The organism is Lacibacter luteus (assembly GCF_004118265.1).
GTDB classification, from domain to species: Bacteria; Bacteroidota; Bacteroidia; order Chitinophagales; family Chitinophagaceae; genus Lacibacter; species Lacibacter luteus.
This window is the reverse complement of record NZ_SDHW01000005.1, coordinates 350,807-370,520: the sequence shown is the minus strand read 5'-3', so window position 1 is coordinate 370,520 and position 19,714 is coordinate 350,807. Positions and strand designations below refer to the sequence as shown.

Annotated in this window: 17 protein-coding genes; 8 read left to right on the top strand and 9 right to left on the bottom strand. The window is 40.9% G+C overall.

Going from position 1 to position 19,714, the window contains the following annotated elements:
• The 4 genes from ESA94_RS16640 to ESA94_RS16620 form a co-directional block, all read right to left on the bottom strand.
• The coding region (locus ESA94_RS16640; protein WP_205755997.1) for an SdrD B-like domain-containing protein at positions 1-3,295 on the bottom strand (3,295 nt) is incomplete at its 3' end.
• Between the two features lie 998 nt (positions 3,296-4,293).
• Positions 4,294-5,244, bottom strand: coding sequence for a phosphodiester glycosidase family protein (locus tag ESA94_RS16630; RefSeq protein WP_129132064.1), 951 nt, complete (start codon positions 5,242-5,244; stop codon positions 4,294-4,296).
• 7 nt (positions 5,245-5,251) lie between these two features.
• A complete protein-coding gene (lipA, locus tag ESA94_RS16625; protein ID WP_129132063.1) occupies positions 5,252-6,181 on the bottom strand; it encodes a lipoyl synthase in 930 nt (309 codons plus the stop codon).
• A gap of 30 nt (positions 6,182-6,211) precedes the next feature.
• Complete coding sequence (locus tag ESA94_RS16620) at positions 6,212-7,036, bottom strand: hypothetical protein (protein ID WP_129132062.1); 825 nt, start codon at positions 7,034-7,036, stop codon at positions 6,212-6,214.
• Positions 7,037-7,135: 99 nt separating this feature from the next.
• Here ESA94_RS16620 and ESA94_RS16615 point away from each other — a divergent pair, with 99 nt between their 5' ends.
• Positions 7,136-7,540 (top strand): OsmC family protein, encoded by a 405-nt coding sequence (locus tag ESA94_RS16615; RefSeq protein ID WP_129132061.1) that lies wholly within the window; start codon positions 7,136-7,138, stop codon positions 7,538-7,540.
• Here the strand turns inward: ESA94_RS16615 and ESA94_RS16610 are convergent.
• The 5 genes from ESA94_RS16610 to ESA94_RS16590 form a co-directional block, all read right to left on the bottom strand.
• Positions 7,530-8,798, bottom strand: a complete 1,269-nt coding sequence (locus ESA94_RS16610; RefSeq protein ID WP_129132060.1) for a DUF2851 family protein — start codon at positions 8,796-8,798, stop codon at positions 7,530-7,532. The two genes, ESA94_RS16615 and ESA94_RS16610, sit on opposite strands and share 11 nt — an antisense overlap.
• 127 nt (positions 8,799-8,925) lie before the next feature.
• A complete protein-coding gene (locus tag ESA94_RS16605) occupies positions 8,926-9,492 on the bottom strand; it encodes a Maf family nucleotide pyrophosphatase (RefSeq protein ID WP_129132059.1) in 567 nt (188 codons plus the stop codon).
• Positions 9,492-10,334 carry a geranylgeranylglycerol-phosphate geranylgeranyltransferase gene (locus ESA94_RS16600; RefSeq protein ID WP_240671079.1) on the bottom strand — a complete coding sequence of 281 codons (843 nt, stop codon included), beginning with the start codon at positions 10,332-10,334 and terminating at the stop codon, positions 9,492-9,494. The genes ESA94_RS16605 and ESA94_RS16600 overlap by 1 nt, the downstream gene beginning before the upstream one ends.
• 241 nt (positions 10,335-10,575) lie before the next feature.
• The gene (locus ESA94_RS16595) at positions 10,576-11,100 is read right to left on the bottom strand and encodes a KdsC family phosphatase (RefSeq protein ID WP_129132057.1); all 525 of its coding nucleotides are present in this window, start codon (positions 11,098-11,100) and stop codon (positions 10,576-10,578) included.
• Positions 11,101-11,124: 24 nt separating this feature from the next.
• Complete coding sequence (locus tag ESA94_RS16590) at positions 11,125-11,892, bottom strand: Rossmann-like and DUF2520 domain-containing protein (RefSeq protein ID WP_129132056.1); 768 nt, start codon at positions 11,890-11,892, stop codon at positions 11,125-11,127.
• Positions 11,893-11,958: 66 nt separating this feature from the next.
• Between ESA94_RS16590 and ESA94_RS16585 the strand changes: the two genes are divergently transcribed.
• From ESA94_RS16585 to ESA94_RS16555, 7 genes are all read left to right on the top strand, one after another.
• Positions 11,959-12,801, top strand: coding sequence for an alpha/beta hydrolase (locus ESA94_RS16585; protein ID WP_129132055.1), 843 nt, complete (start codon positions 11,959-11,961; stop codon positions 12,799-12,801).
• Between the two features lie 203 nt (positions 12,802-13,004).
• Positions 13,005-13,289 (top strand): hypothetical protein, encoded by a 285-nt coding sequence (locus ESA94_RS21485; RefSeq protein WP_164972773.1) that lies wholly within the window; start codon positions 13,005-13,007, stop codon positions 13,287-13,289.
• Positions 13,290-13,461: 172 nt separating this feature from the next.
• Positions 13,462-13,623: a type II toxin-antitoxin system ParD family antitoxin gene (locus tag ESA94_RS21810; protein WP_394342832.1), complete on the top strand. Its 162-nt coding sequence runs from the start codon at positions 13,462-13,464 to the stop codon at positions 13,621-13,623.
• 160 nt (positions 13,624-13,783) lie between these two features.
• Positions 13,784-14,137 carry a putative zinc-binding protein gene (locus ESA94_RS16570; protein WP_129132053.1) on the top strand — a complete coding sequence of 118 codons (354 nt, stop codon included), beginning with the start codon at positions 13,784-13,786 and terminating at the stop codon, positions 14,135-14,137.
• Positions 14,138-14,285: 148 nt separating this feature from the next.
• Positions 14,286-16,880: a type I DNA topoisomerase gene (gene topA, locus ESA94_RS16565; RefSeq protein WP_129132052.1), complete on the top strand. Its 2,595-nt coding sequence runs from the start codon at positions 14,286-14,288 to the stop codon at positions 16,878-16,880.
• 2 nt (positions 16,881-16,882) lie between these two features.
• Positions 16,883-17,530, top strand: coding sequence for a hypothetical protein (locus ESA94_RS16560; protein WP_129132051.1), 648 nt, complete (start codon positions 16,883-16,885; stop codon positions 17,528-17,530).
• A gap of 195 nt (positions 17,531-17,725) precedes the next feature.
• Positions 17,726-19,654, top strand: a complete 1,929-nt coding sequence (locus tag ESA94_RS16555) for a TonB-dependent receptor plug domain-containing protein (RefSeq protein WP_129132050.1) — start codon at positions 17,726-17,728, stop codon at positions 19,652-19,654.
• The last annotated feature ends 60 nt before the right edge of the window (positions 19,655-19,714 follow it).

Genomic DNA, 19,714 nt, shown 5'->3' with positions numbered 1-19,714 from the left:
CTGCACAGTTACCATCTACTCTTGTTTCACCAAGATAAGTCACCTTCGGTGCAGCATCACATTTATCAGTGGCTGTGGCTGTTCCTGCTGCCGGTACATTATCACAGGATGCGGCTGCATCTGCAGGCACGGTTAACTCTGGTGCAGTATTATCTGTTACCGTGATGGTTTGTGTTTTTGTAACACTGTTACCACATGCATCTTCTGCCTTCCAGCTACGGATCAGTTTGTAATTACCTGCACAGTTACCGTTGATGCGTTCTTCTCCAAGATAGGTCACCTTCGGTGCAGCATCACATTTATCAGTGGCTGTGGCTGTTCCAACTGCCGGTACATTATCACAGGATACGGCTGCATCTGCAGGTACTGTTAACTCTGGTGCAGTGTTATCTGTTACGGTGATGGTTTGTGTATGAGTTGTTGTTTGTCCCTGCGAATTAGTAGCAGTCCAGGTTCTTGTAACAATATATTTATTTGCACAATCTCCCGGTGTTATTTGTTCTTTGAAATCAACCGGAACATTTCCGCAATTATCACTTGCAGTCAACGTTTCTGCAGCTGGAGCAGTACATTCAACCGTTATATTCTCAGGCAATGGTTTTCCATTGTTGTACAGTACTGGTTTAGTACATATGAATGTATATCCTGCATCAATGGTATTATTTGTTTCTCCCGATGCAAGTGTGATACCTGTTACTGTTCCGCCAACAGGATCACTGTCTTTTGCATCGTTGCCTCCAAGGTTACTGCCGGTTGGTGCATAGCCTGATGGTGTTGCAAAACTTACACTGTAAGTTCCAGGTGCAAGACCACAGAAACTGTATGCTCCATTGGCATCGGTTGTTGTGGTTGTAGTTGTGCCATCGGGTTTGGTGAGTGTAACTGTTACTCCTGCAATACCCGGCTCACCTGCATCCTGCACACCGTTACCGTTCAGATCATTCCACACAAAGTCTCCAAGACAAGCGGTCTTGTAATATCCTGCATCAATGGTATTGTTTGTTTCTCCCGATGCAAGTGTGATACCTGTTACTGTTCCGCCAACAGGATCACTGTCTTTTGCATCGTTGCCTCCAAGGTTACTGCCGGTTGGTGCATAGCCTGATGGTGTTGCAAAACTTACACTGTAAGTTCCAGGTGCAAGACCACAGAAACTGTATGCTCCATTGGCATCGGTTGTTGTGGTTGTAGTTGTGCCATCGGGTTTGGTGAGTGTAACTGTTACTCCTGCAATACCCGGCTCACCTGCATCCTGCACACCGTTACCGTTCAGATCATTCCACACAAAGTCTCCAAGACAAGCGGTCTTGTAATATCCTGCATCAATGCTGTTGTTTGTTTCTCCTGATGTTAACACGATACCTGTTACGGTTCCGCCAACAGGATCACTGTCTTTGGCATCATCTCCACCAACATTACTACCGGTTGCTGTATATCCTGATGGTGTTGCAAAACTTACACTGTATGTACCTGGTGCAAGACCACAGAAGCTGTATGCTCCGTTAGCATTAGTTGTTGTAGTTGCTGTTGTTCCATCGGGTTTGCTGAGTGTAACTGTTACTCCTGCTATACCCGGTTCACCTGCATCCTGCACACCGTTTGCGTTCAGATCGTTCCACACAAAGTCTCCAAGACAAGCGGTCTTGTAATATCCTGCATCAATGCTGTTGTTTGTTTCTCCTGATGTTAACACAATACCTGTTACGGTTCCGCCAACAGGATCACTGTCTTTGGCATCATCTCCACCAACATTACTACCGGTTGCTGTATATCCTGATGGTGTTGCAAAACTTACACTGTATGTACCTGGTGCAAGATCACAGAAGCTGTATGCTCCGTTAGCATTAGTTGTTGTAGTTGCTGTTGTTCCATCGGGTTTGCTGAGTGTAACTGTTACTCCTGCTATACCCGGTTCACCTGCATCCTGCACACCGTTTGCGTTTAGATCGTTCCACACAAAGTCTCCAAGACAAGCGGTCTTGTAATATCCTGCATCAATGCTGTTGTTTGTTTCTCCTGATGTTAACACGATACCTGTTACGGTTCCGCCAACAGGATCACTGTCTTTGGCATCATCTCCACCAACATTACTACCGGTTGCTGTATATCCTGATGGTGTTGCAAAACTTACACTGTATGTACCTGGTGCAAGACCACAGAAACTGTATGCTCCATTGGCATCGGTTGTTGTAGTTGCTGTTGTTCCATCGGGTTTGCTGAGTGTAACTGTTACTCCTGATATACCCGGTTCACCTGCATCCTGCACACCGTTTGCGTTCAGATCGTTCCACACAAAGTCTCCAAGACAAGCGGTCTTATAAATTCCAAAATCTATATTAGTTGAACTGTTTGTTAATGTAAAAGGATCTGTTTTCACTTCTCCGGAAACAACTGCATTACCGTCATTCTGATCATCGGTTGCAATACTTGTTGTACCGACATCACTTTTAACGTAACCGGAGGGAAGAACAATTCCTACACTGTAAGTACCGGCAGCCAAACCTGTAAATTGATACAATCCATTTGTGTCTGTTACTGTAGTTGCAATCAATGTACCTGAACTGTTATAAAGATTGACTGTTACGCCTGCAACTCCTGATTCAGAAGCATCTTTCAAACCATTATTATTTACATCTTCCCAAACCAGATTAGAAAGGGTCAACGTGGTGGTACGTTGAAGACATAAATCATCCACCGCAATAAAGTGGCTTTTTCCCGCAGCACCATCAGAGCCGGCGAGAGGATCTGTTATTGCAATTTGTATTGTAGTCACACCCGCAGGTACAGTATAAGATCCACACACTTGTGTCCAAGATCCATAATTAATGCTGCCACTTGTAACTTTTGTTCCGTTCATATAAATGTCAAGTGACATCGATGGTGGATTAGCCTTAATATTGGCAGCCCAAAAACAAAATGTATATGTATAGCCAGGAACAACAGTTATATTTTGAAACCATAAGCGATCATTATTACTCTTTGGATGAGCAACAAGCATTTGGTTGCCCGAATGCGGCGATAAGGCGACAGCCCCTGGTACGCCTGAAGTATTAGTTAGTACCTGACCGACTCCCGAAGCAAACGATCCGCTGTTTATTATTCGCAGATCAGTTCCCGGAAGTGCTGTGTAAGGAGATGTGCCGAAGTTAGCAGTACCGGGTGTTAATTCAAAACCACTGTAATTGCCAAGCAAATTGTTAGTACAAGCAATTTGTGCAGTTACAGGAATGCCTCCAAAAAAGAATGTGCTGCATAGAAGCAACACAAGTTTGAAAAAGTTAGAAACTTTTGTCAAGAAGGAACCTTGTTGGTGAAGTGAACTTTCCTTTCGCATGATCTTGGGTATTATGGTTTACAATCGGGCACAGCAATGCCGCTTTGAAAAAATCTATTTTCAAATTTTGAGTAAAAACGAATTAAAGATTAGCTGATGAGAAAAGTATTAGACATAGTATACGCTATAGAATTATTGGCCGGATTTTTTTACTGCCGATAATACATTCAACACATGAAACGTTTGATTGGGATTCTAAGGAAGTATTGGAGATAAGCTGCTGTAGGTTCGGTTTGGTAATGTGAAAGTATATTTCAAAAAAAAAAAAATCCAAACATTTAACTTCAAAAAAACACAAATATTTTTTTTGAATATTATTCGTTAATTATATAAAGGATTATTAAGCTTAAAGTTTAAACAATAACATTACCGATAGAAGTTTCGCATGTCTTATAGAACAAGCCAGTATGTCTGGTAAAATTAATTTTCATTAGATCTAACGGTAACCAGTAGTCTAATAAGTAATCTTAGTGTAATCAGAAAAATTTCAGTTAAAACAACTTTATCTGTTATCTAAATTTTTTCTGTCATTACTTAATTGAATAATTACTGATAGTATAAAAAAAGAAATGTACGTTTCAATATTCTTTGCATTTCGTTTGCAAATTGAGTCATTGCATCCCCTGTTAGGTTAACAGAAGAAGCATGTATAACAAATCTGCTCTTGGAATTATTATCACAAGTTCGGTAGAAACTCTATTGCTGTTCGTAGGACTTGAAAACATTAAAAGTATAAAGCGATGACTCTATAATCTTTACACTCTTTTTTTAAAGATTGTATCCCCTTCCGTAAAACAAACTTAATCTCGCAATAATCTACAATAGTTCTTTGGAATAATCAGGGACAACATTACGGGTATTTGTAGAGATGATTCGATTCCAACCAGCGACCTCTTCGTCCCGAACGAAGCACGCTACCGGGCTGCGCTATATCCCGAAAAACTCTGCTATAAATTTATTTATTTATTTTCTTCAATTATAAACACAGCCGGTACCGGCCGCTGCCCTTCTTTATCGCTGGGCTTAATGGTTTCTTTACCATTCACCAACATGCAACTGCTGCCGCCTCCATCAAGATTCAATGCTTCTACACAACCAAGATCGAGCAATAGTTTTGCAAGCTCTGTTAATGTTGCCCCTTCTGCAATACCGGGCATCCGTCCTTGCACAACAAGAATGATCAATTTACCATCAGCTCTATATCCCATGGCGGTTCGTGGATGTTTATCGTCAATGGCTTTGCCGGAGAACATGTGTTCTTCATTATTGCTGACAGCAATTTTTGTATTTTGAATTAATACGGGACCTCCTGAAATAGCTGTTTGCATATTCCATTTTGAAGATCGCTGCAACAGTCCTTTTTGCGTTACAACTGCAAACGAATCTTTATAAAAACCGGGGACTTGTTGGAACGCCTTTGCAAACCTCGCCGACGAATCAGTATACAACCAGGCAACATCTGCTTTTCTTTTTTTAGTAATACCAATGGCCGAACGAAATGTATGCATGTACAGCAACGTATCCTTTCCCTTCAATGCAGTTGTATGCACATTATATGAAACCAATTTTCCATTTTTGATCACTGCATTCAAATTCCTGTTCGTAGCAAAATCAAAAAAAGTTCCATTCACTATGAGCAAGGGCTGTTGGTTCTTTTCGTAAAACTGTTGAGGAGTAATCCGGCGATTGAGTGTTGTATCGGTCGTAAAACTCAGCTTGAGATCTTTCAAATCGGCAATTACATAGAATGCAATATTCGGCTTGCCATCAATTAAATCAGTTGTGGTAAATACATGTACTGAAGTTGGCAATGAACCATACAACGAATCAACATTCAGCCAATGAACTTGTGCCAAACAAAAAGGAGCAGTGATGATGTACAACACTGCTCCGATTAATATTTTTTTCATAAAAAATTTATGCTATAAAATTCGCTTTTTCTTCTTCCCATTTTGCTTTGCCGTAACCGGGAAGCACATGTTTTTCGCTGTGATAGCTTGAACGTACCAACGGTCCGCTTTCAACGTAATCCAAGCCAATGGTATAACCGATTTCACGGTACTCAGCAAACTCATCGGGGTGTACAAAACGTTGTACAGCCAAATGCTTTTTAGTGGGCTGCAGGTACTGGCCGATGGTAACCACATCAACACCGTTATTTTTTAAATCATTTAATGTCTGGATCACTTCCTCTTTTGTTTCGCCAAGGCCAAGCATAATTCCACTCTTTACACGCATACCGTTTTCTTTCAGGTAACGCAACACATCCATACTGCGCCAGTATTTTGCCTGTATACGTACCTGGCGTGTTAAACGTTCAACCGTTTCAATGTTATGCGATACAACTTCGGGATGCGCTTCCACGATACGTTGCACATTTTCCATCTGCCCTTTAAAATCGGGGATCAGCGTTTCCAATGTTGTATCGGGATTCAATGTTTTTACTGCACGGATGGTGTTGTACCAGATGATGCTTCCACCATCTTTAATTTCATCACGGTCAACCGATGTAAGTACGGCATGCTTCACCTTCATTAAATGAATGGCTTCGGCTACACGTTGGGGTTCATCCCAATCGATCGGGTCGGGCCGGCCTGTTGCAACAGCACAAAAACCACAACTGCGGGTGCAGGTGTTACCCAATATCATAAAGGTGGCTGTACCTTCTCCCCAGCACTCGCCCATATTGGGGCAATTGCCACTTTCGCAAATGGTATGAAGCTTATTCTTATCTACAAGATTACGTACGTGGCGATAGCTTTCGCCGATAGGAAGACGTACTCTTAACCAATCCGGTTTCTTTGGTTTCTGCTCTGCGGCAGCATCATTCACTACAATTTCCTGCATAGTTTCAACTAAATGAGGGGCAAAGTTAGGCTACTTTCGTTTACCAAACAGAATAGCAATATATCCGTTGAAAAACACCTGCTGCGAAGGGTTCAACAGCATAATTTCCACCTTACGGCTGTATGCTTCGAGGTTCATCCCTATTTCAATAGCCGCAACGGTTTCGTTAAAGCGTCCATAATCGAAACGGAGAGCAGCTTTTGCATGTACACCCGGTACAAACTTCATATCCTTCCAGCCATAGCGTAAGCCGGTACCCATAATAATATTATTCGGTTCAAGAAAGGCAGCACTGTCGGCGATTGAATATTTGATATCTCTCGATCCTTCAGGACCGGGATCCTGTATACGTACATAATACGGACGTTCGAGGCCGGCTGAAAATCCACCTCCATAAATTGCATGGATAGCAACGCCGTTTTTATTGGCTTTAGCCCCCAGCATGCGTTGCTGACCGTAAGAAAGTTTCAACTGGTAAAAACTATTCCGCTTGCCATAAACAAAAGGATTACCCAACTGCAAAAAACCATTGTTGTTTAAAACATTGTTGAGCTTTTTTTCTTTGGGATGTTTTTTTTCGTTGAATTCAATACTGAAAAGATTGGCGGTGTTTGCGTTCTTTAAATAACCTTTCTCATACATCAGTCCCCAACCATCGGTATTAAGGCGTAAACCAAACACACTTTGTTTATTAAATATCAACGCACCTTCTTCCTGCTGACGGATAAGATTATCTATTTTCTGACGGCGTGCTTCTTTTTTTGCATCACGCTCTGTACGACGGTTATCTGTGTTCTGTGCAAACGAAACGAAGGCAGCAAACAGGAATGAGCAACTGAGGACTACTTTTTTCACAAGCCTGAATTTATTGTTTCAACGTAAATTTACACTTTAAACGAATACCAACGCATTATGGTATCTTGTGCCTCTTTTCTTTACCAATAATTTAATAAGATGACTTCTTCTATTGTTTATAAAGGCGATTTACGTACCGAAGCAATCCATTTACACAGTCAATCAATTGTTGAAACAGATGCCCCACTAGATAACCAGGGTTTAGCACAACGTTTTTCACCTACCGATCTTGTTGCAACAGCACTTGGCAGCTGCATGCTTACCATTATGGGTATTAAGGCACGTGATATGCAGGTTGATTTAAATGGTGTGCAGATCGCTATTCAAAAACACATGAAATCGGAACCACGCCGTATTGGTGCTGTTGATGTAACGTTTACATTTCCTGCCGGTTTACAGCTCGATGATAAGCAACGCACCATTTTACAAAATGCAGCACTCACCTGCCCTGTTGCTAAAAGCCTCGACCCTGCAATTGAGCAGAACGTAGTGTTTAACTGGTAAGTTGTTTTTTTAGTAAGCTGTTGCCGATGGCGCATTGTAAGCAATGTTTTGCATCGCAGTAATTTTTTTTAAGAAACAAAAGCACCTGTGAGTCGAAGGCCGATTGATGTACTACATCAACAGCTTCCCATTTTGCTGTAATACTGTTTTTTTCTTTTGGCAGCTGCTGCAACCATTGAAGGACTTTTTCTTTCAATGCTCTGTTGTGTTGTTCCTGTGCATACACAAACAACAAAGGAATAACAGTATTAATGAGCAGGTTGTTAACCATTACATCGCCTACGTTCTTTTTCCTGAACGAACCTGCTTCATTGAGTGTATAATGATAATGCCAGAAATCGTTGGCCGTAACAGTAAACATTGACCGTAACTGCTCAATCGTTCTTGCATTGATCACTTTTGAAAAAAGATGACTCGACTGCTGAATAAGCATGGCCAGTTGTGCAAGGCGAACCGTTGGAAAATTAGATGGCCGCATACGCAAAAACTGCAGCGGCCTTGTTATTGGTTGTAGCTTATGTTTTGTTTGTAAAAACCGATACTCCTTTTGCAGCATTACCGGATAGTCCTCTGAAAAATCTGTATTAAGCAAACCTGCCTGCCCCAACAACAATGCTTCGAGTTGATGAATTTGATTTTTATGTTTTGCCAATAAGGTAACGGGCAAAGTTTTCGCAACAAGTTCAAACGCATCTGCATTTAAAGGTGCGCCGAAATTACGAGCTACCAGTTGCCAGAATGTTTCTTCCCAATGGCGGTTGCTTTGTTGCAACAGTTGTTGAATAAGATTGCTTTTCTGTTGCAGGCGTTCGGCAATCATCCGTTCCTTCCAGCTTTGCCAAACCAGTTCGTTTACCTGTTGCAGTTGGTTACTGCAGGGTACAAAACTGTTTTGTTCCATTAGCTGTTTGTAATAACCCAGCAGGTTTTTCGAAATGCGGTTCTTTAATTCAAGAACAGGTAAGTTATTATCGATAGCAAGATCATTTTCATAAACTACATGCAGCACCACATTGTTGTAATGCATGTCGCCGGTGTGCCCATGCTTTATCCAGTCGCTGGTTTTGATGTGCAGCTCAATATTGCCAACCCATGTAACAGCATTAATGTTGACTTTAGCTTCTAAAAAATCGGGACCTTGGTTGGTATTTCGGCTGCCCTGGAAAATAATCTGCAGTGTTTCGTTTTGTACCGTAAGCAGTTCTTCTTTGTTGAAGTAAAGATGTTGCCAGATGTATTGGAGCAGGTGTTCGTTCATGGCGCAATTTGAAAATGTGGAAATTTGATAATTTGAAAATTAAAAAAAGTCTTTGGTTAAGTCAATACTGCCGTAAATAAAAATGGGAGACAGAAACTGCCTCCCATTTTCAAATTATCAAATTCAATTAATTTTCAAATTCTAATATCGCTTTCATCACACGGCTCACAGGCAAACCCATTACATTGTAAAAATCTCCTTTTACACGTTTGATGCCTACCACGCCGATCCATTCCTGTATAGCGTATGCACCTGCTTTATCGTACGGTTTGTATTTGTTTACATAAAACTCGATCTGCTGAGGCGATAGCTTATGAAACTCTACTTCTGTTATATCTGCAAACGCAATTTCTGCATCATCACGCATCAGCACAACGCCTGTAATTACTTCGTGTACCTGTCCGGATAATTCTGTTAATATCGCAATAGCATTTTCTTTATTCACCGGTTTACCAATTACTTTTCCATTCAATACAACAACAGTATCTGCTGCAAGAATCAAACGATCATGACTTAATTCTTCTTTTACCGCCAACGCTTTGTTGCGTGCTATGTACACAGGCACCTGATCGATGGGAAGTGATGCCGGATACATTTCATCTGTATCCTTTACCATTACATCAAAAGGAATTTCGGCCCATTCGAGCAATTGTTTTCGCCTTGGCGATTTTGATGCAAGTATTATCCGTTCCATCAAGCAAAAAATTTAAATAAGATCATGGAAAGAATACCGGTAAAGATCATGGCTTTGATCCATTTACTCAGTTTTGTAAAATCAGCTGTTCGGTTTGCTTTGAGCAATAACCGCACCACATAGGCCGACGGCGCAATAATAAGCACAAGATTATATAAGGCCGCCACCCACATTTTAAACTGCAACACATAAAACAAAACAATAAACAACAACACCAGCAGAATAACCAGCCAGATGCTTACAAACACTTTTGAAAAAGGGACACCCCAAACGATAGGCATGGTTTTGCAACCATACTTTGCATCTCCATCCATATCTTCCACATCCTTTACTACTTCACGAATAAGTGTAATGATAAATGCAAAGCTTGAATACAGCAATGCAAGACGCAATAATTTCTGATGCGAACCCGGCTGTACAGGATGCAACAGATCGATCTGCTGATGAATCGTTAACAGGTACACCACAAACACAACCCATGCTGTTAACAACGAAATAAGAATATTACCAGTAAGCAGTTTCTTTTTAAACGTTGTACTGTAAAACCACAGCACAAACACACAACCCATATTGGCAAAACCTATAACCCAGTTGCCGTTTTGCAAACCAATGTAAAAGCCCATCAACACACCGGCAAACGAAAAGAACATGTGAAAGAAAATAGCCCAGCGGCGACTGATGCTGCGATCGACCACCATTTTTCCCGGCTTATTCACAAGATCGATGTTGAGATCGAAATAATCGTTGATAACATAACCGGCAGCTGCAATAAAAACTGATGATGCACAAAGAATCCAAAAGAGGATATGAAACTCACGGTTCATATACAAATTGCCAAACATAACCGGTTGCACAACGCAATAGAAAAACAATACCTGGGTTAGGGCTATAAAAACAAGATTCGGCCAACGGACAAGTTTAAAAAAATCGGCGAGCTTTTGCATCTGACTATTTATGCCGTGAAGATAGGTTGGAATCGGGGAATTGGAATTCGGAATTTGGTATTGGTAATTAAGTGACTCACAAGTTGCGGAGATGTTCGTACTTCTTACTTCCTACATCATAAATCAGACATCCTCCATCCTACTTCGCACTCACCCCTGCTGCATCCACCACCCAATCATTATTCAGTTTTAATACTTTTTCAATTACTTCTCTTGCACAGCCTTTACCACCGTTAACTGTAGAGATAAATGTTGAAACAGCTTTGATCTCCGGTACTGCATCGGCCGGACAAGCAGATAGGCCCACCAGTTTCATCACTTCCAGGTCGGGAATATCATCGCCCATGAACAGGGTTTCTTCCCACTGTAAATGATTGGCTAAAAGAAACTGTGCCAGCACTTCTTCTTTATCCTTCACTTTCATAAAAACATTACGTATACCGAGATACTCGAAACGCTCTGCGCAAGGTTTACTTAAGCTACCCGAAATAATGGCTACATTATAGCCTTTCTTTACAGCTAACTGTAATGCATAACCGTCTTTAATGTTCATGGTGCGGATGTGTTCGTTACCGGGCATAATGATGAGGGAGCCATCGGTAAGCACACCATCCATATCAAATACAAAAGTTTTTATGCGGGTAAAACGTTCGAGCAGATTCATAACACAATGTTACGGCAGAAGAATTTATTTTTTCCTGTACAGCTTCTGAATACTTTCCGAAAGCTCACGGTACAAATCCTGCAGATGTTCATCAATTTCCAGCAAGAGTAAATGTTTTTTAATGGTTTCCTCATCGCCCCTGCGTGCCGGACCGGTTTGCATATCTACTGCATGCCCCTGTGTAAGCCGGCAGGCTACTTCAATAATCAAGGGATGAAGCAATTTAAAATCGAGGTTCCGGTCTTTGCAATAATCTTCGGTTAATGCATATAAATGATTAGTGAAGTTGCTCACCATTACCGCTGCCAGATGCATGTTGAGCCTGGCGGCATCATCAACAAACTGTACATTATCCGAAAGTGAATGTGCAAAATCTTCAAGCAAAGCATTTACCTCGTCCGAATTGCCATCAATTAAAAAAGGTACCGGAGGAATAACAAGCATTTCTTTGCGCAAACTCTGTAATGGGTACAACACCCCGTAATTGGGCGAACTGTTGCGCAACACATCCCTGCTTACGGAACCTGCAGTGTGTACCAATACTTTTCTTCGCAGCTGCAATTGTTTCGCCAGTTGGGGAATGGCTGCATCGGAAACAGCCATAATACAGAGATCGGCTTCACCACTCAGTTCATCCAATGTTGCAATTGGCTGTGCACGTACTTTAGCTGCTAACGCTTTGGCATGATCGAAGTTCCGGCTCCACACCTGCACCACTTCGTGTTCGGCTTTAACGATCATTTTAGCTAATACGGTTGCCGTATTACCCGAACCAAGCAGAATTACTTTCATATTAGACAAGAGTTAGTGGTAAGGAAGAAGTAATTTGCAACAAAGTAAAACATCCTACGTAAAAAAATGAAACTTGCGCAGAAATTAGTGATCGGTTATTACCGTGCAAAGCTCAACATCTTTGCTAAACTCTCCAAACGTAAAGCTGCTGAAAAAGCATTTGAATTGTTTTGCACACCTTACACCGTTAACAAAAAGAAAGCACCGGCTGTATTTGAAAAAGCAGAAAAACTACACTTAAAAGTTGAACACTATAACCTTGTTGGTTATCGCTGGAATCATCCGCAACCAAAGAAAGCATTGATCCTGCACGGCTTTTCATCCACTGTAAAAAAATTCGATCATTTTGTAATGCCGCTGGTAAAGAAAGGTTACGAAGTAATTGCATTTGATGCGCCTGCACATGGCGACAGCAGCGGCAAAACCATTAATGTGTACCAATACCGTGATACAATAAAAAAAGTGTACGAACGCTTTGGCCCTATTCATTCGTTTATTGCACATTCGTTTGGCGGACTGGCACTTTCTGTATTTATGGAAGAACAAGCTTACCAGGAAAACAAAAAACTGGTATTGATTGCTCCTGCAACAGAAACAGAAAGCGCACTTACCAGTTTTGCAGCTGTGCTGAAAATTGATGAAGAAGTGAAAGAAGAAATGCGAAAGATCATTTTTGAAAAGAGTGGACATACGGCTGATACAATTTCTGTTCGTCATGCTGCGCAAAAAATAAAAGCAGATGTATTGTGGATACACGATGAAGATGATGATGTAACGCCATGGGCCGATGCAGAAAAAGTGCAGCAGGAAAATCATCCCAACTTTCAGTTTATGCTCACCAAAGGTTTAGGACACAGAAGAATTTACAGAGACAACAAAGTAAAGAAGGCGATAATTGAGTTTTTGTAAGTTGTTTGACAAATATTATCAGGTTAACCATTGTTCAATCTTTTTAGATGAAAGTCACTTCAGAAAAGACAGTAAGACGCAGACAAATTATGCTCATTTCTGTTTTTTTATTTCTTTATACGATCGTAATTTTTTTAACGAGAACCCCCGATTTTTTTTCAGGCAAAATAACAACCGGTGTAGTTGAGGGCTTTTCAACCAAGATGCTGTATGGCAAAGGTAGCCCGACAGAATCAAGACCTTTTCCAGTAGTTGTTTTTAGAGTCGGTTCCGATTCAACTCTCTATTATGCCAGTCTCGACAAGAATATATTGTTTCGAAATTGGAAGATTGGCGATTCTGCAAAAATTATTTACGACCCAAGCATACCGGGAGAAGCAAGTTATTATTCATTTCCTTATTACTGGATAGGATTAATTGAAGTATGGGCTGGTTTGTTTGTGCTCGCATTTATTTTTATTGTTGCAGGCACACAGAATTTCATCTAAGCAGTAAAATTTTTAAACGAAAAACCTAAACAACGCAGATTACAAATACCAATATTGGCACCTTTAATAAAACAAAAGCTATGGCTAAAAACACTTCTATTCTGTTAGGCGATTATTTTAAAGTTTCATCAGTTCACAAATAGAAAGCGGACGATATTCTTATGCTAGCGAAGTGGTGCGTGCAGCTTTAAGACTATTTGAACAGGAAGAAAATCAAAAGAAAGAGTTGACTGAAGAACTGAAAAAAGGTGAACAGTCTGGTTTCATGCAAGAGTTCGACCGTAAAAATTTTATCAGCAATCTGCACCGTAAACATACAAGAGAGGCGGTATAGGTTAAGCGTTGTATTAACTGAGGAGATTAAAACAGGCTGACTGATTAATAATGATGTGCAGTCACCCTTCGGATGAACAGACATCAGCCACTTTGCTGACAGCAAACAGCCCCTCAGCCCTTCCACGCCAATATTTTTGCGTACAATAAATGATATATGAATGGCTGATGTTACCAAACCACTTGTTTATTCCTGTTCCGGCTGCTCCAGTGCTGCACAAATGGCCAATCATCTTGCCATTAAGTTAGATCGTTCGGGCAAAGCCGAAATGTCGTGCATTGCAGGTGTGGGTGGTAATGTAAAGGCATTGGTGAAAACAGCAAAGTCGAGCCGGAAGATCATTGCCATTGATGGTTGCCCGCTTGCCTGTGTAAAAGCCTGCCTCAGCAATCACAACATCAAAGCCGATCAGCATTTCGAATTATCGGGTTATGCGGTTAAGAAACAGAAAGGCGTTGATTTTGATTCGGAGGAAGCAAGTGCAATTCTTGAGCTGATTCAATCCAAAATATAAGCAACCCATTTCTTAAAAATCAGCCGCTTACGCTTTTTAATTATACATTATCAATTATCCATTATTTCCTTCTTTTCTTGCATTTATCAATCATTTTATAATATTGTGGCGCCGATGTCCGCTAAAAACCGGCTTGTGGAACCTAATTATGGCGAAGAATTTATTGATAGTAGAGAGTCCTGCCAAAGCAAAAACGATTGAAAAGATCCTCGGGAAAGATTTTGAGGTAAAGAGCTGCTATGGCCACATCCGTGACCTGGAGAAAGATGAAATGGGCATTGATGTCAACAACAATTTTGAACCCCGTTATATTGTCCCCGACGAAAAAGAAAAGGTGGTAAAAGACCTGAAATCGCTGGCCAAAAAAAGTGACGAAGTATGGCTGGCAACGGATGAGGACCGTGAAGGAGAAGCCATCAGCTGGCATTTGTGCGAGGTGCTGGGCCTCGATCCGTATAAAACAAAACGTATCGTTTTCCACGAAATTACCAAGCCCGCTATTCAAAAGGCGGTGCAAAGTCCACGTACGGTGAATATGGATCTGGTGAATGCCCAACAGGCACGCCGCATCCTCGATCGTATTGTGGGTTTCGAACTAAGCCCCGTTTTATGGCGTAAGATGAGCATGCGCAATAACCTCAGCGCCGGTCGTGTGCAGAGTGTGGCGGTTCGTTTAATTGCAGAACGTGAACGGGAGATCAATGCATTTGCTGCTACATCTTCCTTTAAAATAGAAGCGTTATTTACTGCAAAGGATCTCAGCAGCCGTAACGTAACATTTAAAGCAGAAGGCAAAAAACAAAATGCTGCAGAAGATGCAGAAAAGTTTCTCAACAGTTGTAAAGGGGCTACCTATAAAGTAGCCGATATACAGGTACGTCCCGGAAAAAAATCACCGGCACCTCCGTTTACCACTTCAACTTTACAACAGGAAGCAAGCCGTAAGCTTGGCTATAGCGTAAGCCGTACCATGCAGCTTGCACAGAAATTGTACGAAAGCGGTAAGATCACGTATATGCGTACAGATAGTGTGAATTTGAGTGATACAGCGCTTGGCGATCTTACACGTACCATTAAAGGAATGTATGGCGATAAGTACCACCAGTTCCGCAAGTACAAAAACAAAAACGAAAGTGCACAGGAAGCACACGAAGCCATCCGCCCGACGTATATGGAAAATACAACGGTGGATGATGCAGATCTGAAACGTTTGTATGAGTTGATCTGGAAACGTACCATGGCAAGTCAAATGGCCGATGCAGAACTGGAACGTACCACAGCAAACATTTCTATTTCTACCAATAAAGAAGAATTAAAAGCCGAAGGTGAAGTATTGAAATTTGATGGCTTTTTAAAAGTATATCGTGAAGACAGGGATGATGAAGATGAAGATGAACAAATGGAAGGCATGCTGCCACCATTGACAATTGGTATGAGTTTACCGCTGAATGAAATGAATGCGGTTGAACGTTTTACCCGTCCTGCTCCACGTTATACAGAAGCATCGCTGGTAAAGAAACTGGAAGAGTTGGGTATCGGTCGTCCATCAACCTACGCCCCTACTATTTCTACTATTTTAAAAAGAGGTTATGTAGAAAAGCGTGATAAAGAAGGAACGCCGAGAGATTATCGTGTACTGCAGTTGAAGGATGATAAAGTAAGCAAGAGTACCAACCAGGAAAATACCGGTGCAGAAAAAGCAAAACTCTTTCCAAGCGATCTTGGTTTGGTTGTGACTGATTTCTTGAAACAGCATTTCGATGATATTATGGATTATGGCTTTACTGCCAAGATCGAAAACGAGTTCGATGAAGTGGCCGAAGGCAAACTGAAGTGGAACAAAATGCTGCAGGAGTTTTACAAGCCATTCAAAAAAGATGTAGAGAACACCATTGAAAATGCAGAACGCATTAAAGGTGAAAGAGAGTTAGGACTTGATCCGGAAAGTGGCAAGAAAGTAGTTGCACGTATGGGCCGCTTTGGACCAATGGTGCAGATTGGTGAAGCAAGTGAAGAAGAGAAACCAAAGTTTGCAGCGTTGCGTAAAAACCAAAGTATTGAAACCATCACTTATGAAGAAGCGATGGATCTTTTTAAACTGCCGTTAACGTTGGGTGAATATGAAGAACAGGAAGTAAGTGTGAATGTTGGTCGCTTTGGTCCGTATGTAAAATTTGGCGAACAGTTTATTTCTATACCTCGTGGTGAAGAACCATTGGAAGTAACCATGGATCGTGCAATTGAACTCATCAAAGAAAAACAAACAGCAGATGCGCCTGTTGCCTTCTTTGAAAACAAACCGGTAACAAAAGGTAAAGGACGCTTTGGTCCGTTTATTAAATGGGATGGTTTGTTTATTAATGTGCCACGCCGTTACGATTTCGATAATCTTACACAGCATGATATTAATGAGCTGATCGAAGCAAAAGTGGAGAAAGAAGCCAATCGTTTTATTGTTCGCTGGCCCGATGAAAACATTGCAGTAGAGAATGGTCGCTGGGGTCCGTTCATCCGCTTCGGTAAAAAGATGCTGAAGATCGACAAGAAAAAAGATGGCGAAAAATATACTACTGAAGAAGTAGCACAGATGCCTGTTGAAGAAATCAAAAAAATGATCGTGGCGCAAATGCCCGGCGCATTTGATAAACAGGTAAAGGCAGCTGCAAAGAAAGCGGCAACCAAAAAGAAAGCCGCTGCACCGAAGAAAAAAGCAGCTCCCAAGAAAGCTGCGAAGAAGAAATAATTATGAAAGCATCACAAAAAGCATTGCTATTTGTGATGCTTTATATAATGACCAATTTGAATGGTTATTCACAAGACACGTTGTTTGAAAACGTTTACAAAAGTTTTGTAGATAACTATGCGAGTAATTTAAGTAGAGGGAATGATTTTTCAAATTCATTTCGCAATTCGTCAACAAGCACTTTTTCAAAGGCAAATCCTGTTTTTGTCAAAATATTTCAAACTGAAAAATCTAAAAGGGACAGCATTGCCACCTTTAGATTTTTATTCGATTCTGTTATGAATCGTTTCATGAAACAAGACATTTGGATTGACTCTCCATTTAACATCGCAGAACAAACAAATATTATGGGAAAACCCCTTCTTTTATTTTGCGAGTGTTTAACGCCAACGTATAAACTAATGCTAATTAAACAGGATAAAAGTTTAATTGAAAACGGCATATTTGATAGCTGTTTTAGCAAATTAAAATCAGATGAAGAACTACTTAAGCAACTTCAGCAATTAGCAAATGCTGCTCCGCCAAATAAAAAAATAAACCCTGGCTTGTTTTTGGAAAGATTTCTCTTTACACAATGTGCTGCAATAAGAGAATTTGAATTATTTGCCAGACGATCAATACTGGAACAAAACTTTTCACGCCCTGATTAACACAATTATTCTGACTATTAAATGTATTTTTTTATTCAACCGATTGCACAAACAGAATATACAATTTCTTATGTGCAATAACACTCATTCATTAGTTGCGAACATCATTTTGTGCATAATTTTTCATTGATAAAAATCAGTCATTTCTTCTGCACCTCCCTATATCTTTGCGCCGATTATCAACCTTAAAACAAAATGAAACTGCAAAAACTTTCACTCATGAGTCTTGCCCTCCTGGGTGTTTTTTCCGGCAGCAATGCACAGGAAAAAGAAATTGAATTAGATCCAATTACCATCACTGCGTCACTTACGCCGGTAAGTGCATCAAAGACGGGTCGCAACATTTTAATCATTAAAGGCGATGTGTTACAGAAATTACCTGTACAGTCTATTGATGAACTGTTACGTTACGTTCCCGGTGTTGAAGTGCAAAGCCGTGGACCAATGGGTGCACAGGGCGACATTACTATTCGTGGTGGTACATTTCAACAGGTGCTGGTTATACTTGATGGTATCCGTTTAAACGATCCGCTTACAGGACACTTCAACGCTTACATCCCCATCTCTCCTGCTGAGATCGATCGTATTGAAATTTTAAAAGGTGCTTCTTCTGCTATCTATGGTACTGAAGCTGTTGGTGGTGTGGTGCACATCATCAGCAAAACATTTGCAAACAAAAAACAAAACAACGGACATAAGATCAATGCGCAGCTTACAGCCGGCGATTATGGTTTGTTTAATACACAGGCCGGCTTTTCCATGCATCAAAAAAACACCACGGCTTCTGTTGGTTTGTTAACCAATAATGCTAAAGGCCAGGCATTGCGTGGTACAAAAGGTTATTTCAATCTTACTACTATTTCTGCATCGGTAAAACAACAACTAAACGAAAACACAAGTATTGCTTATCGCTTTGGTTACGACGACCGTGATTTCAATGCACAGAATTTTTACACTACTTTCTTAAGCGATACTGCAACAGAAGCTGTTGTAAGCCGCTGGCATCATGTAAAACTGCAGCATCAAAAAAACAAACATCGTTTTTCGTTTGATGCAGGTTACAAACAGGCCGATGATGTGTATCGCTTTAATAAACTTGGTACAGCAAATTCCAATCATTCATCGTTGTTGCAAGGGCTTGCACTATACGATTACAGCATTAACGACAAAGCAACCATTACTGCAGGCACACAATTCATCAGCCGCAAGATTGAATCGAACGATCGTGGCAATCACGAAGTATCAAATGCAGGTGCATTTGTTGTACTCAATCAAAAAATCGGGGAAAACTTTCAGCTGAACCCTGCAGTTCGTGTTGATTGGAACGAACGCTCCGGCTGGGAGTTTATTCCGCAGCTGAATGCATCTTACCGTTACGAATCGTTATTGCTTCGTGGAAGCATTGGCCGCACAACAAGAGATGCTGATTTTACAGAACGTTTCAACAACTATAACAAAACAGGATTAAAATCGGGACGTATCGGCAATCCTGATCTCAGTTCAGAAACATCGTTGAGTTATGAGTTTGGTGCAGATTACTTTCTCTCACCGGATTTAAAAGTTTCTGTTACCTGGTTCGAGCGTTTCCAGGACGATATGATCGATTATGTATCTACTACGTATGCAAACATGCCACGTAAAACCAATCTCGATCCAACTCCTTCAAACACTTATTTACTGGCAAGCAACATCAGTAAAGTAAATACAACCGGTATTGAAACCGATGTGCAATACAATCACAAGTTCAACGAACAACATTCGCTTAGCGGTGGAATTGGTTTTATCTGGATGCGTAGCCGCAGCAACAACGGCGTACCGTCATTATACATTTCTAACCATGCAAAAGAACTGCTTACATTCAATGCTATGTACCGCTACAAAAAAATCGGCATCGGTTTGAATGGATTGTATAAAAACAGGAAGCCGCAAAACATAGCAGCACCGTTTGTACCCATCAGCAAAGATTACTTCTTACTCAACACACGTGTTGATCTGTTTTTACTGAAAGATAAACTGAGTGTATTTGTGCAGGCCGATAATATTTTTAACCGCCGTTACAGCGATCTGCTTGGTTCTTTTATGCCACAGCGCTGGGTAATGGGTGGTGTAAAAGTAAATTTATAGAGAAGACTGCTTATCCCCTTCCTCGGAAGGGTATCAACTGTGGCACAGAAATATGATTAA

Excerpts from the sequence above, each read along its gene's own strand:
- ESA94_RS16630 (WP_129132064.1), bottom strand. The coding sequence starts at position 5,244 with ATGAAAAAAATATTAATCGGAGCAGTGTTGTACATCATCACTGCTCCT.
- lipA (WP_129132063.1), bottom strand. The coding sequence starts at position 6,181 with ATGCAGGAAATTGTAGTGAATGATGCTGCCGCAGAGCAGAAACCAAAG.
- ESA94_RS16615 (WP_129132061.1), top strand. The coding sequence starts at position 7,136 with ATGACTTCTTCTATTGTTTATAAAGGCGATTTACGTACCGAAGCAATC.
- ESA94_RS16610 (WP_129132060.1), bottom strand. The coding sequence starts at position 8,798 with ATGAACGAACACCTGCTCCAATACATCTGGCAACATCTTTACTTCAAC.
- ESA94_RS16605 (WP_129132059.1), bottom strand. The coding sequence starts at position 9,492 with ATGGAACGGATAATACTTGCATCAAAATCGCCAAGGCGAAAACAATTG.
- ESA94_RS16600 (WP_240671079.1), bottom strand. The coding sequence starts at position 10,334 with ATGTTTGGCAATTTGTATATGAACCGTGAGTTTCATATCCTCTTTTGG.
- ESA94_RS16595 (WP_129132057.1), bottom strand. The coding sequence starts at position 11,100 with ATGAATCTGCTCGAACGTTTTACCCGCATAAAAACTTTTGTATTTGAT.
- ESA94_RS16590 (WP_129132056.1), bottom strand. The coding sequence starts at position 11,892 with ATGAAAGTAATTCTGCTTGGTTCGGGTAATACGGCAACCGTATTAGCT.
- ESA94_RS16585 (WP_129132055.1), top strand. The coding sequence starts at position 11,959 with ATGAAACTTGCGCAGAAATTAGTGATCGGTTATTACCGTGCAAAGCTC.
- ESA94_RS21485 (WP_164972773.1), top strand. The coding sequence starts at position 13,005 with ATGCTGTATGGCAAAGGTAGCCCGACAGAATCAAGACCTTTTCCAGTA.
- ESA94_RS16570 (WP_129132053.1), top strand. The coding sequence starts at position 13,784 with ATGGCTGATGTTACCAAACCACTTGTTTATTCCTGTTCCGGCTGCTCC.
- topA (WP_129132052.1), top strand. The coding sequence starts at position 14,286 with ATGGCGAAGAATTTATTGATAGTAGAGAGTCCTGCCAAAGCAAAAACG.
- ESA94_RS16560 (WP_129132051.1), top strand. The coding sequence starts at position 16,883 with ATGAAAGCATCACAAAAAGCATTGCTATTTGTGATGCTTTATATAATG.
- ESA94_RS16555 (WP_129132050.1), top strand. The coding sequence starts at position 17,726 with ATGAAACTGCAAAAACTTTCACTCATGAGTCTTGCCCTCCTGGGTGTT.